At 52.2% G+C, this 20034-nt stretch carries 17 protein-coding genes and 2 pseudogenes; 3 read left to right on the forward strand and 16 right to left on the reverse strand.

Annotation, left to right across the window (positions count from 1 at the left end; translation table 11 throughout):
• Window positions 1-148: 148 nt before the first annotated feature.
• From OGM67_07515 to OGM67_07535, 5 genes and pseudogenes are all read right to left on the reverse strand, one after another.
• Window positions 149-778, reverse strand: a complete 630-nt coding sequence (locus tag OGM67_07515; GenBank protein UYJ36143.1) for a PrsW family intramembrane metalloprotease — start codon at window positions 776-778, stop codon at window positions 149-151.
• On the reverse strand, window positions 775-1401 hold the full coding sequence (locus OGM67_07520) for a histidine kinase (GenBank protein ID UYJ36144.1): 627 nt from the start codon (window positions 1399-1401) through the stop codon (window positions 775-777). Before OGM67_07520 ends, OGM67_07515 begins: the two co-directional genes overlap by 4 nt.
• Complete coding sequence (locus tag OGM67_07525; GenBank protein UYJ36145.1) at window positions 1388-1750, reverse strand: DUF4179 domain-containing protein; 363 nt, start codon at window positions 1748-1750, stop codon at window positions 1388-1390. Before OGM67_07525 ends, OGM67_07520 begins: the two co-directional genes overlap by 14 nt.
• Window positions 1737-2525 (reverse strand): sigma-70 family RNA polymerase sigma factor, encoded by a 789-nt coding sequence (locus tag OGM67_07530; protein ID UYJ36146.1) that lies wholly within the window; start codon window positions 2523-2525, stop codon window positions 1737-1739. The genes OGM67_07525 and OGM67_07530 overlap by 14 nt, the downstream gene beginning before the upstream one ends.
• Window positions 2526-2698: 173 nt before the next feature.
• Window positions 2699-2806, reverse strand: a pseudogene (locus OGM67_07535) (SOS response-associated peptidase).
• A gap of 387 nt (window positions 2807-3193) precedes the next feature.
• On the opposite strand from OGM67_07535, the gene OGM67_07540 reads away from it, so the two are divergent.
• On the forward strand, window positions 3194-3619 hold the full coding sequence (locus OGM67_07540) for a M23 family metallopeptidase (protein UYJ36206.1): 426 nt from the start codon (window positions 3194-3196) through the stop codon (window positions 3617-3619).
• An 11-nt stretch (window positions 3620-3630) separates the two neighbouring features.
• Here the strand turns inward: OGM67_07540 and OGM67_07545 are convergent, their stop codons facing one another.
• From OGM67_07545 to OGM67_07575, 7 genes are all read right to left on the reverse strand, one after another.
• Window positions 3631-3918 (reverse strand): winged helix-turn-helix domain-containing protein, encoded by a 288-nt coding sequence (locus OGM67_07545; protein UYJ36147.1) that lies wholly within the window; start codon window positions 3916-3918, stop codon window positions 3631-3633.
• 90 nt (window positions 3919-4008) lie between these two features.
• Window positions 4009-6414 (reverse strand): hypothetical protein, encoded by a 2406-nt coding sequence (locus OGM67_07550; protein UYJ36148.1) that lies wholly within the window; start codon window positions 6412-6414, stop codon window positions 4009-4011.
• Window positions 6411-7178 (reverse strand): ATP-binding cassette domain-containing protein, encoded by a 768-nt coding sequence (locus OGM67_07555; GenBank protein ID UYJ36149.1) that lies wholly within the window; start codon window positions 7176-7178, stop codon window positions 6411-6413. Before OGM67_07555 ends, OGM67_07550 begins: the two co-directional genes overlap by 4 nt.
• 65 nt (window positions 7179-7243) lie before the next feature.
• Window positions 7244-8608 carry a hypothetical protein gene (locus OGM67_07560; protein UYJ36150.1) on the reverse strand — a complete coding sequence of 455 codons (1365 nt, stop codon included), beginning with the start codon at window positions 8606-8608 and terminating at the stop codon, window positions 7244-7246.
• A gap of 309 nt (window positions 8609-8917) precedes the next feature.
• Window positions 8918-10195 carry a hypothetical protein gene (locus OGM67_07565; protein UYJ36151.1) on the reverse strand — a complete coding sequence of 426 codons (1278 nt, stop codon included), beginning with the start codon at window positions 10193-10195 and terminating at the stop codon, window positions 8918-8920.
• A gap of 102 nt (window positions 10196-10297) precedes the next feature.
• A complete protein-coding gene (locus OGM67_07570) occupies window positions 10298-11641 on the reverse strand; it encodes a hypothetical protein (GenBank protein UYJ36152.1) in 1344 nt (447 codons plus the stop codon).
• Between the two features lie 338 nt (window positions 11642-11979).
• Window positions 11980-12186, reverse strand: a complete 207-nt coding sequence (locus tag OGM67_07575) for a hypothetical protein (protein UYJ36153.1) — start codon at window positions 12184-12186, stop codon at window positions 11980-11982.
• A gap of 319 nt (window positions 12187-12505) precedes the next feature.
• On the opposite strand from OGM67_07575, the gene OGM67_07580 reads away from it, so the two are divergent.
• The gene (locus OGM67_07580; protein UYJ36154.1) at window positions 12506-14230 is read left to right on the forward strand and encodes a M23 family metallopeptidase; all 1725 of its coding nucleotides are present in this window, start codon (window positions 12506-12508) and stop codon (window positions 14228-14230) included.
• 60 nt (window positions 14231-14290) lie between these two features.
• On the opposite strand, the gene OGM67_07585 is transcribed toward OGM67_07580, so the two are convergent.
• Window positions 14291-14524, reverse strand: coding sequence for a hypothetical protein (locus OGM67_07585; GenBank protein UYJ36155.1), 234 nt, complete (start codon window positions 14522-14524; stop codon window positions 14291-14293).
• 126 nt (window positions 14525-14650) lie between these two features.
• Window positions 14651-15013: a hypothetical protein gene (locus OGM67_07590; protein ID UYJ36156.1), complete on the reverse strand. Its 363-nt coding sequence runs from the start codon at window positions 15011-15013 to the stop codon at window positions 14651-14653.
• A 9-nt stretch (window positions 15014-15022) separates the two neighbouring features.
• Between OGM67_07590 and OGM67_07595 the strand changes: the two are divergent.
• Window positions 15023-15412, forward strand: a pseudogene (locus OGM67_07595) (M23 family metallopeptidase).
• An 839-nt stretch (window positions 15413-16251) separates the two neighbouring features.
• Here the strand turns inward: OGM67_07595 and OGM67_07600 are convergent.
• Together OGM67_07600 and OGM67_07605 are read right to left on the reverse strand one after the other, a co-directional pair.
• Window positions 16252-18636, reverse strand: a complete 2385-nt coding sequence (locus OGM67_07600) for a glycoside hydrolase family 31 protein (protein UYJ36157.1) — start codon at window positions 18634-18636, stop codon at window positions 16252-16254.
• On the reverse strand, window positions 18633-19946 hold the full coding sequence (locus OGM67_07605) for an AraC family transcriptional regulator (GenBank protein UYJ36158.1): 1314 nt from the start codon (window positions 19944-19946) through the stop codon (window positions 18633-18635). Before OGM67_07605 ends, OGM67_07600 begins: the two co-directional genes overlap by 4 nt.
• Window positions 19947-20034: the final 88 nt, after the last annotated feature.

Here is a 20034-nt window from a genome sequence, read left to right on the forward strand (position 1 = left end):
GAAGCCTCCTTTCCGGTATTGCCTAAGCGTGAAAAGTTCTTTCACCTATATAGGTACAAAAATTCGGGAAAACTCTCACCCAAAATGCAAAAATTTACAAAAAAATTAAGAGCCGCCCAAAGGCGGCTCCTAAGAAGCGGATATTCGGTTATTTCTTCCGTGATATGCGAATTGCAGACAGCTTTCCCGCCGTTACCAGCAGCACCGGCAGGGCGTAGGCGATGTACTGCGCTGCACCGCCGTAGGCAATCAGCAGGTTGTAGATGGCGTGCAGGGTGATCGCCGCGCCCAGCAGCCCGCAGGTTCCGGCAATCTTCAGCCATGTCCGCTGCCATGAGTAGGCAAGCCCGGCGCCCACAATAATACCGCACAAAACGTGCATGGCACCCGTACCGAAGCCCCGAAAAAAGATGAACGAGAATCGGTCGGCGCCGTTTTGGATGAGGTAGCACACGTTTTCAAAGGTGGCAAAGGCGAGCGCGACTGTGACGGCGGCGGGCTTGATTTTCTCGCTCTCCGGCTCAAACACCAGCAAGTAGAATGCCAGCGGCAGCAACTTCATAATTTCCTCCACCACAGGTGCGATCTCTGCCGTGGCGGCAAGGGCGTCTGCATGACAGACCGCCGCGAGAAAGGTGTTGATATAGGCCGAAAGCAGACACACGCCCATTCCGGCGATACAGAACACAAAAAAGCGAAGCTGCCGTCTGCCCATGCACAGGGCGGCCACCAGCAGCGGGGACACCATACAGAGGAAGATATTTTCAATGTAGGTCATAGTTCCACCGCCTTTCTTACCGCGGGCAGCAGCCCCAGCAGAGCAAAGGTCAGGAGCAGATCGCACCAGAATGCAGGGCTTGCGAAAGAGGCAGCCGACCAGAAGCAGCCCACCGTCCAGAGCAGATATTCCGAACCGACATAGCACAGCATACCGATGTGGAAATACCGCCGATTCCGCGCTTTGCCTGTCAGGGTGTTTGCATAAAACAGCCCCCGTACAGCGCAGAAGGACAGCCAGATCATCAAGCCGCACCAAATCAGGTTGGAGAGAACGTCCCCATACGTGCAGTAGAACACCAGCAGCGGCACGCCGACCAAAGGGGCGAGCCACGCTTTTCGGCAGCGAAAGCCGCGTTCCCCCGAATCGGTCAGCGTGACCTGCAAAATCCGCAGAAAAATCACGCTGGCGACCCAGCCGAACTCCGACACATAAAAGACTCGCGGTGTGGTGTTGAACAGCAGCAGGTACAGCGTCCAGTACAGCGATCCCAGGGCAAAGCAGCCGTAAAAGCAAAGCAGCAAAAAATACGCCTGTCTGCGTCTTTTTTGCCATGCAATACCCGAAAGCACCGCGCCGAGGAAGGTGGTCAATAATTGCAGCAGGTTCTCAATCAGCTCCATGCCGCCCCTCGCCTTCCCTATCCTGACTGTCCTCCCGATTTATCTGCCGAAGCCGGAAGCACAGAACAGTCACGCACACGCCCAAGAGAAAGGACAAAAGCCCGATGACAATATACCCCAGCGCCGCGCCGCCGCCATACATACTGGCGGCCGTTTCAAAGCCCGCGAAATCGCCGGGGCGGATCCCCGCAACCATGCCGGGCATGGCAAAGGACACACTCACGATCAGCACAAGGCACGCCGCAGCAGCAGAAATCGTAGTGATCGTACTGCGCCGCCGCTGTTCCCTGCGCTGTCTTGCGGCGATGCGCCGCTTTGTTTCCGCAAAGCGTTCTTCATGGCTCCGCATTTGTGATTCCCTCCCGTTCCAGTAATTTGCGCAGGCTCTCTTTTCCGCGATACACCAGATTGCTGATCTGCTTCACGGTTTTTCCCGTGACCTCCGCCGCCTGCGCGTAACTCATCCCCTCAAAATAGGTCAGATACAAAACCTCCCGATAGTCCGGGTTCATTTCGCCCATACAGTAATGCAGAATGCGGTTGCGCTCCGCTGTGCCGATGACCTCCTCCGCCAGCTGCTGCCCGTCCGGCTCATCGGTCAGCGCGTCTAAGCTGAACATCAGCTTTCGTTTGCTTTTATGGCGCAGCGCCATGTGCCGCGCCGCCTTATATAAATACGCCTTGAAGCCGCCTTCCCGGATGCGGGGCTTTTTCGTGAACAGATAGGCGAACACATCCAGCATCAGTTCCTCCGCCTCGTGTATGTCGTGCAGGTAGCCGTCTAGGTACACAGTCAGAGGATCGCCGTATTTTTCCATCAGGGCCTCCAGCCCTGCGTCATCACCGTTCAGATATTGGCGATAAAAATCCCCGTCACTGACCATCGTGTCCCCCTCCTTCCTGCGATTCGTATGCGCCGTGCGGGTTATCGCGGTACTGCTGCGGCTGCGCAGCCCGCATTCGTGCGCCAGCTCCTCTAAACGCAGTTCCTCGTGCAGATGGGTGGAAATATACTGCAGGCAGTTTTTGATGACGGCGCTCTGTGCGCCGTCTTTTTGGTATCCACCACGCGGTTGCAGAAGTCCAACGGCACCGGGCAGAGTGTGTGCAGCTGTTCGCAGCATGGAAAAACATCCATAAAGCACTCCCTTTTCTCTCTAACTGTATCACAGTTCTTCCATTACAGTCAAGATATCGACAATAAATGCAAGGGCTGGCTGCCGCTGCAAAAAAGGGCGGGCTTGTAATTTTTTGCAAAGGCTATTGAGTGTTGGAGCTTGTTCTTGTATTTGTGCTTGGCGGCGTCCCATTCATAAAAGCCGGTGGCGGGGATCACGCAGCGCTGGAAGGCGATACTGCGGCGAAACATCGGCTTTTCTGTCACGGTTTCGGCACGGGCATCAATGAAATCGTATCCGCCCACCCGGAGTGCAGCGAAACCACGATGGAATACGACTACGAGGGCGGTCACACTTGGGCGAACTACTGGCCGGAGGTGCTGGCTATCTTTGCGGTAGATACCAACCTAAACTCCGACAGCGATGTTATCGTTATCAATGCCGCCCAAAAGCAGAGTATTCAAGACGCCTTTTGGTCTATGCACGAGATCACCTACGAGGTCGAAGAAGTAGACACCACTCCCGAACCCACCGAGGACGACCCCGACCCGGAGCAGCAGACCGACTATATTTTGCACATCACCGTCAGCAGCAAAACTGTGGATGAACTGGCCGAGTTGTACAATTTCACCCAAGACCAAAACGATATATTGCACGAACTTCTCTCCGATGAAATGCGCCCCAGCCTGTTGGCACTTTGCGGCGGGACTTCTGTTGCAGATGGCGAGTTATGCTGGCCGCTGCCGGGGCACACTTATATATCCTGCCACTTCGGGGAAGTGGACGCCTTCGGCAATGCCGGGCATCGCGGCACGGATATTCCCGCGCCGGAAGGCACACCCATCTTAGCTGCCCACAGCGGCACGGTGCTTGTCAGCGGCTGGAACGACAGCTACGGCAACCAAGTGCTGCTCGACAGCGGCACAGGGCTTTCCACCCGCTATGCCCACATGACCGCGTTTATCGTCACGTCCGGTCAAACCGTGACCGCAGGACAAACCCTCGGATATGTCGGCAGCACCGGCGACAGCACTGGCAACCACTTGCACTTTGAGGTGATGCTGAATGGAGGATTGACGGACCCGATGCTCTTATTTTGATTTTGCATTGATCAGGCTTTCTTCGTCACATACCCCTTGCGCATGACGGAGGTGATTTCGATTTGCGTGCCGAGCTTGCGGCGCAGCTTGGCGATGTGCATATCAACCGTGCGGGTGTGAACGGGCGCGGTGATGCCCCAGACCTGCGCCAGCAGCTCGGGGCGGGTGGTGATGCGACCGGCGTTGTCAAGCAAATACAGCAGCAGGGCAAGCTCGGTCTGCGTCAGGTACACGGCTTTGCCGTTTTGCGATACCTGCCGTGCGGCGGCGTCAATTTGTAAATTGATGTTGTTCATCATGTGTAACACCTGATTATTCGTAAAATCCGGCGTGACCGTTGTCTAGCAGCCATGCGTGTATAGTACTGATTTGCAAACCTCTGCAAAGACTCACAATGCGTCCAAATCTACGCCCGCCCACTCGTAGGCTTCCGTCAAATCGCTGCCGATGGCCCACGCAAGCGCCGCGGCTGCAAGCACCAAAAATATCGGCACCCACATCAGGTTGTACGGCGCACCGGCGGCGTTGGTGCCCTGCGTTTGGCACAGCGCGGCGGCGTGGAACAGCGGGTAAAAGCCCAGCCACTCGATGCCGTTGCTCATGCCCGAAAGCGCCAGCAGCGCGGGTAGGCAGTAGCCGACTGCCGAGACGAACAGCGCCGCCAACAGGCTGCCCAATTTTTGCCCCAACCACAGCGTCAGCCGCGCCATGCACAGGCAGGCTGCCGCGCGGCAGAGCAGCCAAAACAGCAAAAGATCCGACAGCGTGATACATTTCGGAACGGCTTCCAACTCGGAAATGCTCATTGCGGGGGCCAACAGCGCGGGCAAGCCGTAATCGCGCAGCCCCTGCCACAGATGCGGCAGCGCCGTGCCTGCCGCAATCACGATGGCCGCCAAATTGCTTTGCCGCAGTTTGGCGCGCACGGTGGCGCGGCGGCCTAAGGGCGTCGCGCGCAGCACGGTCTCCATGCCGCCCTTGCGCTCCATGGCAAACAGACCGCTGAAGCACAGTGCACACAGCAGCCCCGCCCACAGCGTATCCTGCACATTGGCGGTGCCGGACAATCCGAACAGCTTTTTGTAGCCGCTCTCGTACACCAGCCACGCGCCGGGGTGCTCCTTTAAGTAGTAGTTGATATTGTTTTGCACGACCTGCTGGTAAATATTGTGCTTCTGCTGCAACGCGCCGTAGGCCAGCATCGCCTCGTTGCTCAGCTCTCCGCGCGCCACGCGCCGCTGTACGGCCAGCATCGGGGCGAACTCCTCGCCCTGTGCAGTCAACCAGTCGCGGCTCTCCGCCGTCCACGGACCGGAGATGTGCTTCATGTAATAGGCATAGTAAATTTCGTCGGCGTCGATGTAGCTCTCACTCGTCACGCCCTGATACACACCGAACACCAGAAACGCCGCAAGAAACACCGCCGCGCCGTTCAGCACAAGCAGCTTGCGGGCTTCTTCCTTTATAATAGAAGTGGCTTTTGTTTTGCGCGTCAGGCCCAGCACGATGCCGCGTTTGGCGGCGGGCAGCAGCTGCGCGCGGGCAAACACCGTGCAGAACGCTGCCGCGAACAAAACGCCATAACACACGGCCGCCGTCCACTCGACGAGCGGCAGAGGAACGGGACTGCCAAACCAGAATAAATTGCGGTAGTTGCCCAACAGCTCATTGGTTTGCAGCAGGCTGACCAGATTCGCGTACTTGATTACGTTTAACCGACTCGTGGCGGGGATGGCTGCGCGCACGCCGTACATGGCCAACGGCAAGGCCAGCGCGCCCACCCAGCCCGCGGCGGTGCGGCGCGCCGTCAACGCCGCCAGCATGACCCAAAGACCCATCACGAACGCCCCGGCCCACTTGGCCAGCAGAAAGCGAACAAGATACCGCCCCACGGAAATTCGCATCGTGCAGCGCATCAGGGCCGGCACACTCTGAATCGTGCGCGTCAGCGGGCCAAGACCAAAGCTCGCATTGCAGTAGGCCAAATTTACGCCGTACAAAAGCGTCAGCACGGCCAACAGGCTGACGCCGAACGCCGACAGCTTAGCCAGCGCCGTTTGCAGCCGCCCGCCCGGCAGGCTGCGCACAAGCCCTAACAAACCGCTGTCGCGCTCCTGCCTTACCAGCAGCAGTGCCAACAGCAGCATGGCGGCCAGTAAAATCAGGTCGGTAAAGGCGTAGGAGATCGCCGTGTACAGCCCTTTTTGCGGGTAGTAGCTGATCTCGGTCGCGGTCAGCCCCGCATACACCTTGGCCGTAGCTTCAATGTTTTTTAAGTCGTAGCCGGTCTTGTCGTTTTGAAAGATCGAGATTCCCGCCAGCTGCGTCGCCTTGGTCTGCACGCCGTCCAGAAAATCGGTGTAGGAGGCCACGGTGTCGTACTCATTTTGCAGCTGGTTGAACAGCCGGTACTCGGTGTTCAGATCGTCGGTGAACAGCGTATAGCTTTTGTCCTTGTATTCCTGCTCGTAGGCGTCGAACATCGCAGCGTTCTCGTCGCGGTAGGCTTGCAGGTAGCTGTTGCCGGCGTAGGCCATATCGCGGTAGAAGCCGCCGATCTTGACAAGGCTTTCAATCTCGGTATATTTCCCGTGCAGGTACGCGCCCTTTTCTTCCATCGTCAGGCCGTCAAGCTGCGCGCCGACGGCGCGGTAAGCCGCAGCGGACGGCTGGCCGGAGGTGGGGCGGGTGCCCATCCAGAGCAGCAGCAGGTTGGCGGCGGCCAGCACGGCCAGTAAAAGCGGGAACAGCCGGTTGCCCCACACCTTGCGCAGCTCGGCCCAAAACAGGCTCATTTGCCGTCCTCCTCGCCGAACACGTTCAGATACACGTCCTCCAGCCCGCCGCCGGGGGCGTGGGCTGCGATCAGATCGGGCACGGGCGCGGCGTCCACGATCTTGCCCGCGCGCAGCAAAATCACCTTGGTCGCCACGCTCTCGATGTCCGAGACGACGTGCGTTGCCACCAGAATGATGCGGTCCTGTGCCATGCCGGCCAACAGTGTGCGCAGACGCACGCGCTCGCGCGGGTCAAGACCGGCGGTCGGCTCGTCCAAAATCAGCAGCTTAGGGTCGCCAAGCAGGGCGGCGGCCAGCAGCAGGCGTTGCTTCATGCCACCGCTGTACGCCGCCAGCCTCTTGTCGAGCTCGTCGGTCAGGTTGACGGCCGCGGCCACGCGCGCGACCTCGCCGGGCACGGCGGCGCGCGGGATCTCCTTCAGCGCGGCCATGTAGGCGAGGAAGCGGCGGCCGGTGTAGTTGTCGTACAGACCCTGCTGCTGCGGCATATAGCCGAGCACGCGGCGGAACGCGATGCCGTGCGCGGCGCGGCCGCACCACAGCACTTCGCCCGAATCGGCGGCCAACCCGCCGGTAATGATGCCGATCAGCGTGCTTTTCCCCGCGCCGTTCGGCCCCAAAAGGCCAAACAGGCCCGGGCCGAGGGTGATGGACACCCCGGCCAGAGCCTGTTTGGTTTTCGGCTTGCCCTGCCCGCGGCGGTGCAGCAGCGGGGCAGGCAGCAGATAGGTTTTGCGCAGATCGTTCAATGTAAGTTGCATGGCAGAGGTACGCTTTCTTTGTTCCAAAAGGTTGAGATAAGAATGATCGAACCATCCAGTGCGTATTATGATTTCTTGCTATATACATAATCGTCGAGGAGTATGTAGTTCGGAATATTGTTCCAATAATCGCTTTTTGCAATCAGGCGAAGGTTTGGCAAAAGCATTGTAGTGGTAATTTCGCGTCCATCCGGAGCGTAGTCTGGCACCTCATATTCCATCAGGCCATACCTAACAAGAAAATATTCCGATCCTTCTGCTAAAATCAAAACACTTTTCTCATCATCGGATGTCAGAGTCAATTTTTGAAGTGACTTGCTGATTGGATCAAACGCACACGAAACTGCCTGACCGCCTGAATCATGCATAGCAGTGGCCAACAAATGCCCATCGAAAGAATCTGCACTTAATGAAAGTTGGTCGTAAGATACTTCATCGTCGAAACAAATTGGATCGGAGAACAAGCATTCCGGCGTATCGCTTTCCAAATCCCAGCAATAAAGACCGTTCGTTTCCTTGTCCCAATAGTACATATTCCCGTTCATAAACATCTCGCTTCGCTCATCTTGCTTCCAGCGGCAAAGCTCCTGCTGTTGACCATCAGTTGAAAGCAGTGTAAGCTGATGTACCTGCTCTTGGACAGCGCGTACGATATCATCCGCAGAAAGGTCATCGCTTAACTTGGCCGGATTCAAAATGCTTTTTAGGATAATTTTATCTTGATGCGCTCCGACGATGAAATGTCGTGATTCCGAATCGAGTTGACATATTTCCCGTCGCGTACCATCGGCAATCTTCAACTGAATCAATGTGCTTGGGGTTGTTGTGCCATTGTCTTGAAGCAGACAAGAAAGATAGTAAAGATTTTCGCCGTCGCAGGCAACACAGCCGCTTACGATTGATTCATTCGCAGCCAATTTCGTCAAGATTTGTCGGTCTGCACCATCGAGGTTACATCGTGCAATATACCCTTGTCGCTCAGAAGTTTCGTCTGCCGCAAAGGATGGCGTGTTCAGTTTGAAAATAAAAAGGTAATCATCACTTAGGGCAAGATAACAACCGCCAATTGTACTTTCCAGATAACTGGTATCGGACTCATTGTTGTGATCACTGTTAATCTGGTTAGAAAGATAAATATGGCTCTTTGTAGCATAGTCGGTATATAGTAGGTTTCCGCCGTTGGCAGGTCGATCAAAGACCTCGTAGCAGCCCTTTTCATTTCCCAACATGCCAGAAGCGATAATACCATTGGCGGATGAAATGATTTTCATCTGCGCGGCATCAGAACTTCCGTCAGATGGCTGCGTCAAATCCACAGAATCCGTCTGCGATGTACTTTCTGTGACAGTTTCTTTTCCTTTGGCGTTTGCATCGGAAAGAGAAGCTGCACATCCGGAAAACAGCAGACAAATACAAAGGGTAAAAGCCATTCGACAAAACGATGAATTATGCATGATTCTCCCCCTATCGCAATTGTATCTGGATGGATGCCAGAGCATCACCAGTCTTTTAATTTGCTGCCATTTATTTTGCCTTGGCGCGCAGACCTGCATAGGTAATTCCTATAGCAACGAGGCGGTAAAAAATCATAAAAAGCAAGCAAAGCGCCGGAATCACGCAACACTACCACGTTTAGCGGTAGGCGGCAACTGCGCACGGGCAAACGCCGTGTAGAATGCGGCCACAAATAGAGCGCCGCAGCAGACTGCCGCTACCCATTGATGAGCGGCAGCCTGTGTTCAATCGCTTGTTGACGGCGCAAGCAAATACCAGCTGTGTATCGTATTGTATAACGTTGTGTTTGACGAAACGCTTTCAATCAAAAACGTATCTTTCCACGAACGAATGCGGTAGATTTCCTCGTCCTCCGGCACTTGGAGGGGCAGTTCACTGTACAAAGGGGCGCTATCCGCATTTCTGTAATATATGCTTTTTTTGCTGTAAAGCGTTGGAATTGTTGCCTGCAAATCGCTTGTCGTGCCGGTTTCCTCCAGTAATTGGATTGCTTCCGCACCTTTGTTGGCGTTAATCTCCAAAATACGGAGGTCGGCATCGAAAGTTCGGAGACCATAATGGTTTTCGTCTACGCAGAACATTTCTCCCGGACGCGCAGGTAAATCTTTACTTTCTATTTCATATTCGGCTAACTGTATATAATCGGTATCGCGTTTTACCAAAAAAAATCTCGGCGCATCGGCAGAGCCGCTCTGCTCAAGCGTGTATAAAAAATTCCCTGCCGCACAAAAGCACCAAATTATTCTGCCTCTCATACCATCTTTGGATATTTTTTCCGTTAGTTCCTCGGAAACCATGCCAGTGCTCGGATTATAGGAAAAAAATTCACTGACATATCCGTCCTCGAGCTCGTCCCTCGTCAAGAGCAGCAACTGATCTCCCCACAAGGCAATATGCATAAACGGGTCAGAGGCTTTTATGGAAACACACTCCGAAGCACGTTTTTCCTGGCAGTCAATGGCTATCAGGGTGTTGCCCATATCGGGGTTTTCTGTCCTTTTGTTTACAGTAAAATATATTTTTCCGTCCAAAAGGACCGGCTGTGCCAGCCCCACCGATAAACCGTCAATTTGTCCCAGTATGGTGCGCTCGCCGCTTTGAAGATTATAGGCAAAGATCGTTGCTGTATTTTCTACATTATAGCAATATACCTCGTCATCGACGAGTGCCAATACAGAAACAACTCCTGTCGAATATGGACCGTTAATTTTTTGCAGGCGGGAAACATTGCCGTCCCATGCTTGTATCATTTCGTGCGATGCTTCTGTTGGCTCAGACGAGTTTTCCGATGTAAACATATCTGTCGGCGCAGACATTTCCGTTGGCTCAGACGAGTCTTCCGATGTAAACATATCTGTCGGCGCAGACATTTCCCCACGGTCAACCCCCTTGTTTTGATAAAGGATATGGTGCGCAAGTACGAGTATCAACAGCAAGACGCCGAAAGCTGCAGCATATAGAAGCCGCCTTTTCTTTAAGCCTTTGGCACAAGAAAGTTTCATATTCGTTCCTCCTTGTAAGATTCATAATCAGCTAAAGCTCAGCGCCTTGCTTTTCGCCATGCGTTCAAAATCAAATTTGTATCCACATTTGTATCCACATGATTACTCATAATATTTGAATCTTAGATAGTTAGGCCGGCTATTCCAATAATCTTCTTTTCTGATGAGTACATAATCCTCGAAACTTTGCTCATAGGTGAAAGGGGTCCCATCCGTCCCGTAATCGTTTCTTTTTCGTGTGAATTTTCCAACACGAACAAGGAAATCTTTTTCGCCCTCTGCAAATATTCCCACAAAGACATCCTCTCCGTTTTCTTTTGCATAAAGATTCAATGGGGCAATCTGCATTGTATCTAAATCTACAGAAGCATAAGTACCTTTGTACAGGGCTTCGTTCGCTAAATAAAGAATTAAATGTGAATCCCTAACCTCACAACTTATCATTGTACGAGAGGGAAGAAAATCTTCATACTCATCAGTTTCGAGGCTTTCAAGATGAACATCATGGAGAATATCATAGCGGTAAACGGCGGCAGATTTTTCTTTTGTGTAATACATAATGCCATCATAAATCGTGTAGCTCGTGATATTGGATTCTTTTTCATCGCCGAGTAAGTTGTCTTTCAACACTCTTTCTTGCGATATACTTATCCATTCTGTTTTTGTGGGGTCAGATTTTGACGTTATGGTAGCAATAAAAGAATCATCACAAGTTCCGACCAGATTAGCAACAACGTCATCGTTCCACTCATATAAAATTTCATATCCCGAAAGATTTCTTCCGAATTTTACTAAAGCGGACTTCACCTCCGCTTTTTGCGGGTCGACAATGGACACAATTGTGAAAAGGGCATCCGTTCCATTGCCTGCAACGCCTCCAAACCAATTGAAAACCATATTCGACCCGTATTCCTGAATTTTTCTGTCGGAACCATCCAATGCCATGCTGTAGATTCTGGCCGTGGGGTCATTACCCGAGACCGAGGCATCTGTATAAGGCTGTCCGTTTTTTATAACATACAGATAGTCCCCTACAACAAAGCACCTTGCGCCACCCTTAAAGGATGGGATGTAGGCGGTACTTGCAGCATCATGCCCCAAATTTGCGTCAGCAGATAACCTGATGCATTCCTGCGTTAAGTAATCATAATAAATAATATCTGCGGATGCGTCCGGGTAAGGATCTAAACTATAACACCCGTTTGCTGTTTCACCGCCCACAGTCATGGCAATTCCCTGTTGTGCGGTAAGCATATGCAGTTCTTCGCCGGAAGACGGAACAGTTTCCGTCGCGTCCTCATCAATAATTGTTGGCGCTGGCGTTGCAGACTCTGTGGCGGCAACCTCGGAATTATAACCGTATTCTTCCGAGCAACCAGCCAAAAAGTGGCTCATGAGAAGAAGCAGGGACAGAATTTCAATTGAGAATCTTGCGGCTTTTTTCATATTTCTCAACCATAAAGTCAGGTGAAAACATTATAAGGAACATCATATGCGTAAAACGGAGACGGCGTTGTCCCCTACCGCATATATTGGCCTCCACCAGAATTTGAAATAGATGATGTTCTTTGCAAGTAACGTGTGCCGATTCCGGCGCGAGGCCCGACACTATAAGATGTTCCGTTTCTTGTTATCACAACATCAGCAAATTTATTACCTATGAGATTTTTTAAGTTGACTTCGGGCATAGAATTAGTAGACGATCGATAAATGTTTATTGCGACATCAGGATTTGCATCGCTGTTAATCACATTTCCCGAATAATTTCGATTTGTATGCCTACATTAGTGCATCCAAATGTTGTTTTCCAAATCGCGCAGCCGACCTTTATAATCGTTGATGAGAGCCTCAGCATTTTCACCATCCGGGAAAGTTACCAGATAGCCGTCCCCGGCCTCATGAAAACCAATGATTCCCGCAAGCCCTGCCATCTCGGCCACTTTCAGCAGGGTGTGGTAGTCATACTCGGCGGCACTGATATATAAATTCATGGGAGAAACCTCGCGTTTCAGAGAGATGATTCTATTATAGCAACATCTTTTCATAATTGCAAAGAAAATGCTGTATCGTCCAGAATCGGAAGATACAGCATTGCTTTTTTATATGTAATGGCCCTTTAGCCCAATTTGTTGTCTGGCCTTGACCGAGCGATTGCTCTGGCATGGTCTAAGGCGCAGTGGTGTGCGGGATGCTTCCCGCGTTTGTTTTGATTACGAGACTTATTATAGCGGCGACTTGTGTGTAGAATTTAAAAGCTGTTTGAACGATTTTGAAATTCAATTTGAATAATTTATGACGTGGGGTGATGCCATGAAAGATATTAAAGAAAAGCCAACCGCGCATATGCCGAGAAGCAATGCAACCGGGGAAATCCCGAAAGCTGCGCTGAAAAAGGCGTGGGCGGAGGCCAAGGAGAAAAGCCGAACCATGCTGCGAGAAAGCACTTCTACGCAGGGAGACGGTGATTATACCACTGCGCAAGATACCAGCACGGTGGTAACCGATACATCCTATTCGGCTATCAAACAAAACACCGATTTCACCGTACAGCAGGGCCGCAAGTTTGCCCGCAAGCAGATAGAAAAGTACCGAGAACGCCATGCCGCAGAACAAACCGAAACCACCCGCGCCCACACCGCCAGTGAGCGCGGTGTCAGCCCGAAACAGGCTGGGCACGACACGCTGACCGATGCAGAGCAGCGCTCGCGCCGTGGGGCGGATTTGCCCCGCCAGCGAGCAAAAGAAAAAGCCGTCACCGCCAAGACCGTGCCGCGCGATATTCGCGGTGTGACCCAAAGTCAGCGCCAACTGCGAACCGCCGCAAATGAAACTGTGTGGAGCATAACAACCCAAGCACAAATGCAGACCCGTACCCGTCAAGTGCAGCTTGCTATCCAGAAAGCCGCCAGCAGCACCCGCAAGACGGCTGTGGCGGTGCGCTCGGCAATACGGCATTTTCTTGTCGGCCTGCACAGTCTTGTCGCGGCCATTGCTGCAGGGATTAGCGTGGCACTCAGCATTATTATTGTCATCAGCCTTGTGGCCTTTGTGTCCGGCTCGGCCTATGGCATCTTTTTTGCCGCCAATGCGCCCAACACCGACACAATTACCGTGCAACAGGCAGTAGAAACACTGACCGCAGAATACCGCGACAGGCTGGAAGAAATCTCCGACACCGTACAGCATGGCCGCCAAGACATTACAGCCAACGATGACGTGTACTACATTCGTTGGCAAGATGTCCTGGCGGTCTTTTCTTCGTATGTTTCAGGAAATGAACAAGGCGCACCCGTTGCGGCACTGACAGAGGAGCAGGTAGATAAACTGCGGGAAACTATGTGGGCGATGAATGCGGTGGATTGTTCCACCCACCCGGAGACTACCACAATAGAAACCACCGATGAGGACGGAAACCCGACCACCACAGAGATAACTGAAACCGTCCTTGTTATTGAGCTGACCCACAAAACACCCGATGAGATGGCGGCAGATTATCATTTCACCACCCGTCAGAACACCTATCTGCAACTTTTACAAGACCCGCAGTATGAGGAACTGTGGGCAGAATTGCTCGGCGGCTTTGAGCAGGGCGGGGGAAAACTTATGAACCCGGACAGCACCCGCATCCCGACAGGCACCCTGCAATGGCCGCTGCCAGTGGCGGGTACGATTACTTCTCAATTTGGTCACCGAGTGGATCCCATTACCGGCGAAGTCAGCTCCCACACCGGCACCGACATTGCCTGCGCCGAGGGTACGCCGATCCTCGCCGCTGCAGATGGCATCGTCACCGTTGCCAACGGTCTTGACAGTTGGGGCGGCAGCTACGGTTATTACATTCAAATCGACCACGGCGGCGGGCTGGAAACACTGTACGCCCACTGCTCCCGCATTTGTGTCACCACCGGTCTGCAGGTGCAGTCGGGAGAGGTCATCGGCTATGTGGGTCACACCGGGCGGGTCACGGGCAATCATCTGCATCTGGAAGTGCGCATCGACGGAAGCCGCACGGATGCAATGACTTTCTTTGAATAGGCAAAGAAGCGTGGGCAGGATAATCTCCCGCCTGCACCTCTTTACCGAAAGGAAATGCGATTAAAATTCGGTTGCCATTTCCGGCGTTGCAATTTCAGTCTCTCCCCTCTTTCTGGCATTGCTCACATACATTAACTTTTTGAATGCTCTGCCAAGGCGCGTCAGCCGATGTACCGCTGTTTGCGTCGTCACCATCATTGGAAATATAGTACACGGTTCCTGTAGTTGCTTCGGCTGTGGTGTTTTTACGGTAGCTACCGACCCTGCGCGGATACTTTCGCCTAAGGCTTTCATTTCCGCGTTACCGGCAGCTTCTTTGATTTCGCTGTACCCTTCCGATTCAACGGCGGAATTAGATGCATAGCTTTCTGCCGAAACGCCAATATACGGTTGGTTTTTGCTTTCATTTGGTATGCCTCCTTACTGATTTTCTTTCGCATTTTTCACTGCATCCAGCGGTCTTGCCGGTGAATCGCCGCCGTCTTTTTCGGCTTGGTGATCTTGGGCAGCCTCGCCGTTATCTGCGGCATGGGGGTCGGGAATATGCTGCAACCGTGCCGGCTTTTCCAGCAGCAGGGCGGGAATGGGCAGCCACTTGTCCTGCGCAGCATTCACCGCATCGGCAAGAGGCTTATACACTGCAAAGATATTGCCCATTCGCTTAAGTTCCCATGCTGCGTATCCAGCTGCACGGTAAGCACCGTAATCGTTCGTGTGCGTCCAATCCCCTACATAATAATACGGAATCGACGCATCTCTGCCGAGTCTTTCAATTTCAGCCATTGCCAGCTTGTGCATATCGGCATTATCGAGGACGGCGAGTTAGTCTGGCCGCTGCCCGGCCACACCTATATTTCCTGCAACTCCGGTGAATCTGATGCTTACGGCAACCCCGGCCGTCGCGGCACGGATATTCCTGCGCCGGAGGGTACGTCGATTCTCGCCGCCCACAGCGGCACGGTCGTTATCTCCGGCTGGAACGACAGCTACGGCAATCAGGTTCTGCTGGATAACGGCGCAGGTCTTTCAACGCGGTACGCCCACATGACGCAAACTGCCGTTACCGCAGGTGAAGCGGTAACGGCAGGGCAGGTTATTGGGTATGTAGGCAGCACCGGCGACAGCACGGGTTTCCATCTTCATTTTGAAGTGATGCAGAACGGCGTTCGCGTCAATCCGTTGGAAATAGTAAACACAAAATGAAAGGTTAGTGCCCGAAAAGCTCTTTCAACCACATTTCACACAAAATCAGCCATTGGCGGGTATGAACGGAAGGGGTATCAACCTCTTGGGTACAGGTCGTCATGCCATGTGGTCCGCCTGGGAAGATGTGGCATTCAGCCGGAACATTTGTAGCGTGTAGCGCCTGTGCAAAGAGTAAGCTGTTTTCCATAGGTACGCAGGGGTCATTCATGGTGTGCCATAAAAAGGTCGGCGGTGTTTGTGGCGTAACACAACGCTCCAGACTCCAATAGTCTAAGGGCTCACTACAATCTGCGCTTACGGTTTCGATACTGCCTTGATGTGCAAACTGGTAGGCAGTGATAACGGGATACCCCAAAATCATTGCATTAGGGCGGAGTAGGCTCGACTCCGTTACATCACAAGCTGCCGTGATGACTGGGTCATTCCAATGAACGCCGAGGGAAGCGGCCAAATGCGCTCCGGCAGAAAAACCGAGAACCGCAATTTTGTTTACATCAATATGTAGCGCTCCAGCGTGAGCGCGAAGGTACAGTACTGCTTATGCCAGATCCTTTAGTAGGGGCTGCTTGTGCCGTGCCTCTGCTCCAACATGATACCGCAGAATGAATGATTGGAACCCCATATTCAAAAATTCAAGCGCCGGGGGGTCAGCTTCTCGGTCAGACAAGGACGTATAAGCGCCACCGGGGCAAACAATCACTGCTGGACGGGCTGTGCAGAACGTAAAGGTCATTTATTCACTGGGATATGCAGATAGGCAGTCAAAGTTGCCCCGTCTTTTAGTGAAAAAGTTTTGACTTGCATGGAATCTCCCCTTAATAGGCTGTGATAAGCTCGACCAATGCACGGTAAAGGTCAGCGGGCAGTTCCAGTGTGGACAGCTTGCTGAGCAGCAAAAGTTTGTCGGGTGTATTCTTGACGAGATTGAAAATCTGATCTTTCCAGATAAATTGAATTTCAGCCTGATCCAAGAAAGCGAAAATTTCGCTTTGCACATCGTTGCTAATGCAGACGGCATCGCTGCCAAGGCTCACCAGCAGATTTTCCGTCACGGGAATGTCCGAAACTGTAACCGTGAATACATGGCCGACAGGTTCATAGGACGCAGTAAAGGGGATGGCTTTGCCATCGACACGCACAGTGACCTTATCACTTAAATCAGCGCAGCCGTTAAATTCCAAAGTGTACTGGCGTACAGAGGGCAAAAGTTCGGTCTGACCCTGTGCAGCATGAATGGTAAAGCTTTCACCGCAGAGCTGCATAGTTGTGCGCACACCGGGCTGTGTCTCGTAAGCAGTCGTTTCGTTGTCGTCCTCGTACAGTGTGAACGTGCCATCCGCGCCCAAATATACGCAAACATGAAGCTGCTTCGGATTCTGTGAAATCGTGGCGGGGTCAATTTCATCGGTCAACGGCAAAATCGTACCAGCCTTGGCAAACACAGGAATCTTATCCAGCGGGCGATAGATATCCAATTCACGGTTTCCGCGATATACACGCTTTGTGAAGATGTCGTACCAAACGCCATCGGGCAGATAGAGTTTTTCTTTAGCAACATTCAATCCCGACAAGCGCGGGGAGGTTACCGGCAGAACCAGCAAATCGCTGCCAAAGTAATATTCATTGGGATGCTCATAGCTTTCGGCTCGATTCTGCTCAATATAGTACAGAGGCAGTACAAGGGGAATCCCCTCGGCATAGCAGCGGTGGTTCATGGTATAGAGGTACGGCAGCATTTTGTGGCGGAAACGCAGGGCATCGCCCACTACTTTCTCTGTTTCCTTTTTATAGCGCCAGGGCTCTTTGCCGCAGAATTCGCTATACACGCTATGCAGACGCATAATCGGAGAAAAAATACCGTACTGTGTCCAACGAGCCATCATTTCATCGTCTTTTATGCCCAGCATATGGCCGCCGATGTCGTGGCTCCACCAGCAATACCCGATATTGCTGGAAGTAGCTGTAAAATACGGCTGGAAACGCAGTGAATCCCATGTGACGATTGTATCGCCGGAAAAACCGACGGGATACCGATGACTGCCGGGGCCGCCATAACGGGAAAACGCCATGGGGCGCTTGCCGCCTTGGCCGTTATCCAAAAATCCGTAGTGGTTCAGCATCCATAGCGGGTCTAACCCAGCAATGCGGGTGTGCGTCCCCTGCTGCCAATCGACCCACCAGAAGTCAACCCCCTCATCCTCAAGAGGGCGAAGAACATCGGCGTAATAGTTTTGCAGGAATTTAGGGTCGGCAGGGTCAAATTCTACAGCATGGCCACTTTCGAGATCAACACCCATATCTTCGGCAATTTTGGTGTAGGCATCTTCATAGGCGCGGATGCCGTCTGCGGGGTGGACATTTAAGGTAACTTTCATGCCGCGCCGATGCAGCTCGGAAAGAAAACGTTCCGGTTTCGGAAAAAGCTTCTTGTTCCATGTAAAGCCTGTCCAACCATTGCCATATTTAGGGTCAATGTCGACAATATGCCAGTCCATATCGATAACCGCCACAGAGAAGGGCAGGTTTTCGTTGTGAAAACGCTCCATCAAGCTGAGATAGGTTTCTTCGGTGTAAGGATAAAAGCGGCTCCACCAGTTACCCAGCGCATAGCGCGGCAGCATGGGAGCATGACCGGACAAATGATAAAAGTCTTGAATGGCTTCCAAATAATCCCGGCCATAGCCAAAGAAATAGAAATCTTCTCCGCCGCTGCGGGATTCCACCCAGCCATCATCCTGCAGGACAAGGCTTGTGCTGTCATCCAGCACCGCATAACCCTCCGTTGAGATCAAGCCGTGGCCCAGTTCAACATTATCACCATCCACCGCATCCAGCGTGCGTACGGTGCCTTTCAAGTCGTGGACAGTATCACCATAGTACCAGTTGCCGGTGTGAGCGTTCTCGTAGCCGACAAGCGCTACGGACAATCCATTGGGAGAAAACGGCTTTTCGTCATAGACAATGCGCAGACGATCAGTGCGCACAACGAGACCGTCTGCCGTGTGTTCTACGGTATAAGAAACTGCCGGAAAATCGCGGTTCATAACGATTTGCGTAGGGCGGTCCTCAAACTTGTTCTGGGCATTGTACTCAAAGCGGACAAGCTTATCTGTAAGCAGCGTGATACGGTAATGCGGACCGATAATGCAATTTTCTGCTAAGGCTTGCGGATGAGTGTGCGTAATATAGCAGGGTTTCATACAAGTTCTCCTTTATCGGATGTTTCACAAATTTCCCCGGCCTTTTTTGTATTTTGGCGAAATACGGTTGGAGATACGCCAACTGTACTTTTGAATAGACGTAGGAAATAGTTGTAATTGGGTAAACCGACTTGTTCTGCGATTTCGCGGGTTGAGGCAGAGGTTGTCAGCAGCAAATCCTTGGCACGTTCAATGCGCTTTTCATTGACGTACTCAGAAAAGCCAACGCCGATTTGGTTTTTGAACAGGCGGCTCAGGGTGCTGGTGGACATCTCAAAGGCTTCTGCAACTTGGAGTCGGCTCAAATCCGGGTCGGCATAGTGTTTTTCCAAATAATTGAGGATGTCCTCCTGCTGCTTTTTGCGACGTTCCTCTTTTTGCTCCAAAGACTTCAAATCTTTTTGGACCTGGTTCATATCGGCAAGTCCATCATTTTGCCGATAGCAGGAAATAAAGCTGGCACGAATTTCATCCAGATCGGTGACGACTTTTCCGGCTTTAATGGTATACTCGGCAGCGTATTGCTCGCGCAACCATTGCAAAGCCCACAGGCGCACCGCTTCGCTATTTTCCTCTTTCAAAAAAGCAACAGCAATACGGCGGGTATCGTCCTCCGTCTCGGTGATAAACATTTGCAACCCAAAGAATTTCTGTGCGGCTTTGGAAAGTTGCTTCATCTCTCCGGCAAGGAAAGTGCTGCCCTCAATCAGATATACACAATAGTAAGGCGTTTGCTCGGTGCTGATGCCCAGTTCGGCCAAATGATGCTTGGAATTGTGGCCGCCATCTACAAGGTGGTCAACAAGCAGACTTTCCATTTGGTCTGCCTGTTCACTGATTTTCGTGTTTTTCTCGCTGATGGAGTTGCGGATAATATCAAACTCGCTGCCGCCGGATTCCTCAGTGGGTTCCATTTCCTTGACAAGCAATCGCACCGGTTTGTAGGCAAGGAAGATGGCCAGCAAGGTTAGAATCAGCAAAAACGGAATCGTTGTAAACCACAGAAACTGCATTGTTGAGTAAAAAGCGGTAAGGCTGTCACGCAGTGAATCGGAAGTGACACGAATCTCATAGGTCAGTGGAAATGTGCCGCTATCGCTTGTATATACGCCTGTGGTGCTTGTTGACGCTGGTGAGTCTTGTAGCGAAAGCAAAATCTTCCCGTTATCACGGCTCTTAATATAAAAATCAATACCGCTGTTCAACGATACCACGGAATTCAGCTGGTCGTTGTTTTGTACGCTGACAGAGAAAAAAATCAAAACCGGGTCGAAACTGCGCCCCATCTTCGTGCAGTAGCCCACAAGCATTTGCCCATCAATATGATTGCTTATACATCGGTTATCTCTTTATATATGTGGGGGATTACAGATCCTTCAAATTTGAATATCTTAGGGT

The sequence above is a fragment of the Oscillospiraceae bacterium genome (assembly GCA_025757985.1).
In the GTDB taxonomy this organism is placed as follows: Bacteria; Bacillota; Clostridia; order Oscillospirales; family Ruminococcaceae; genus Gemmiger.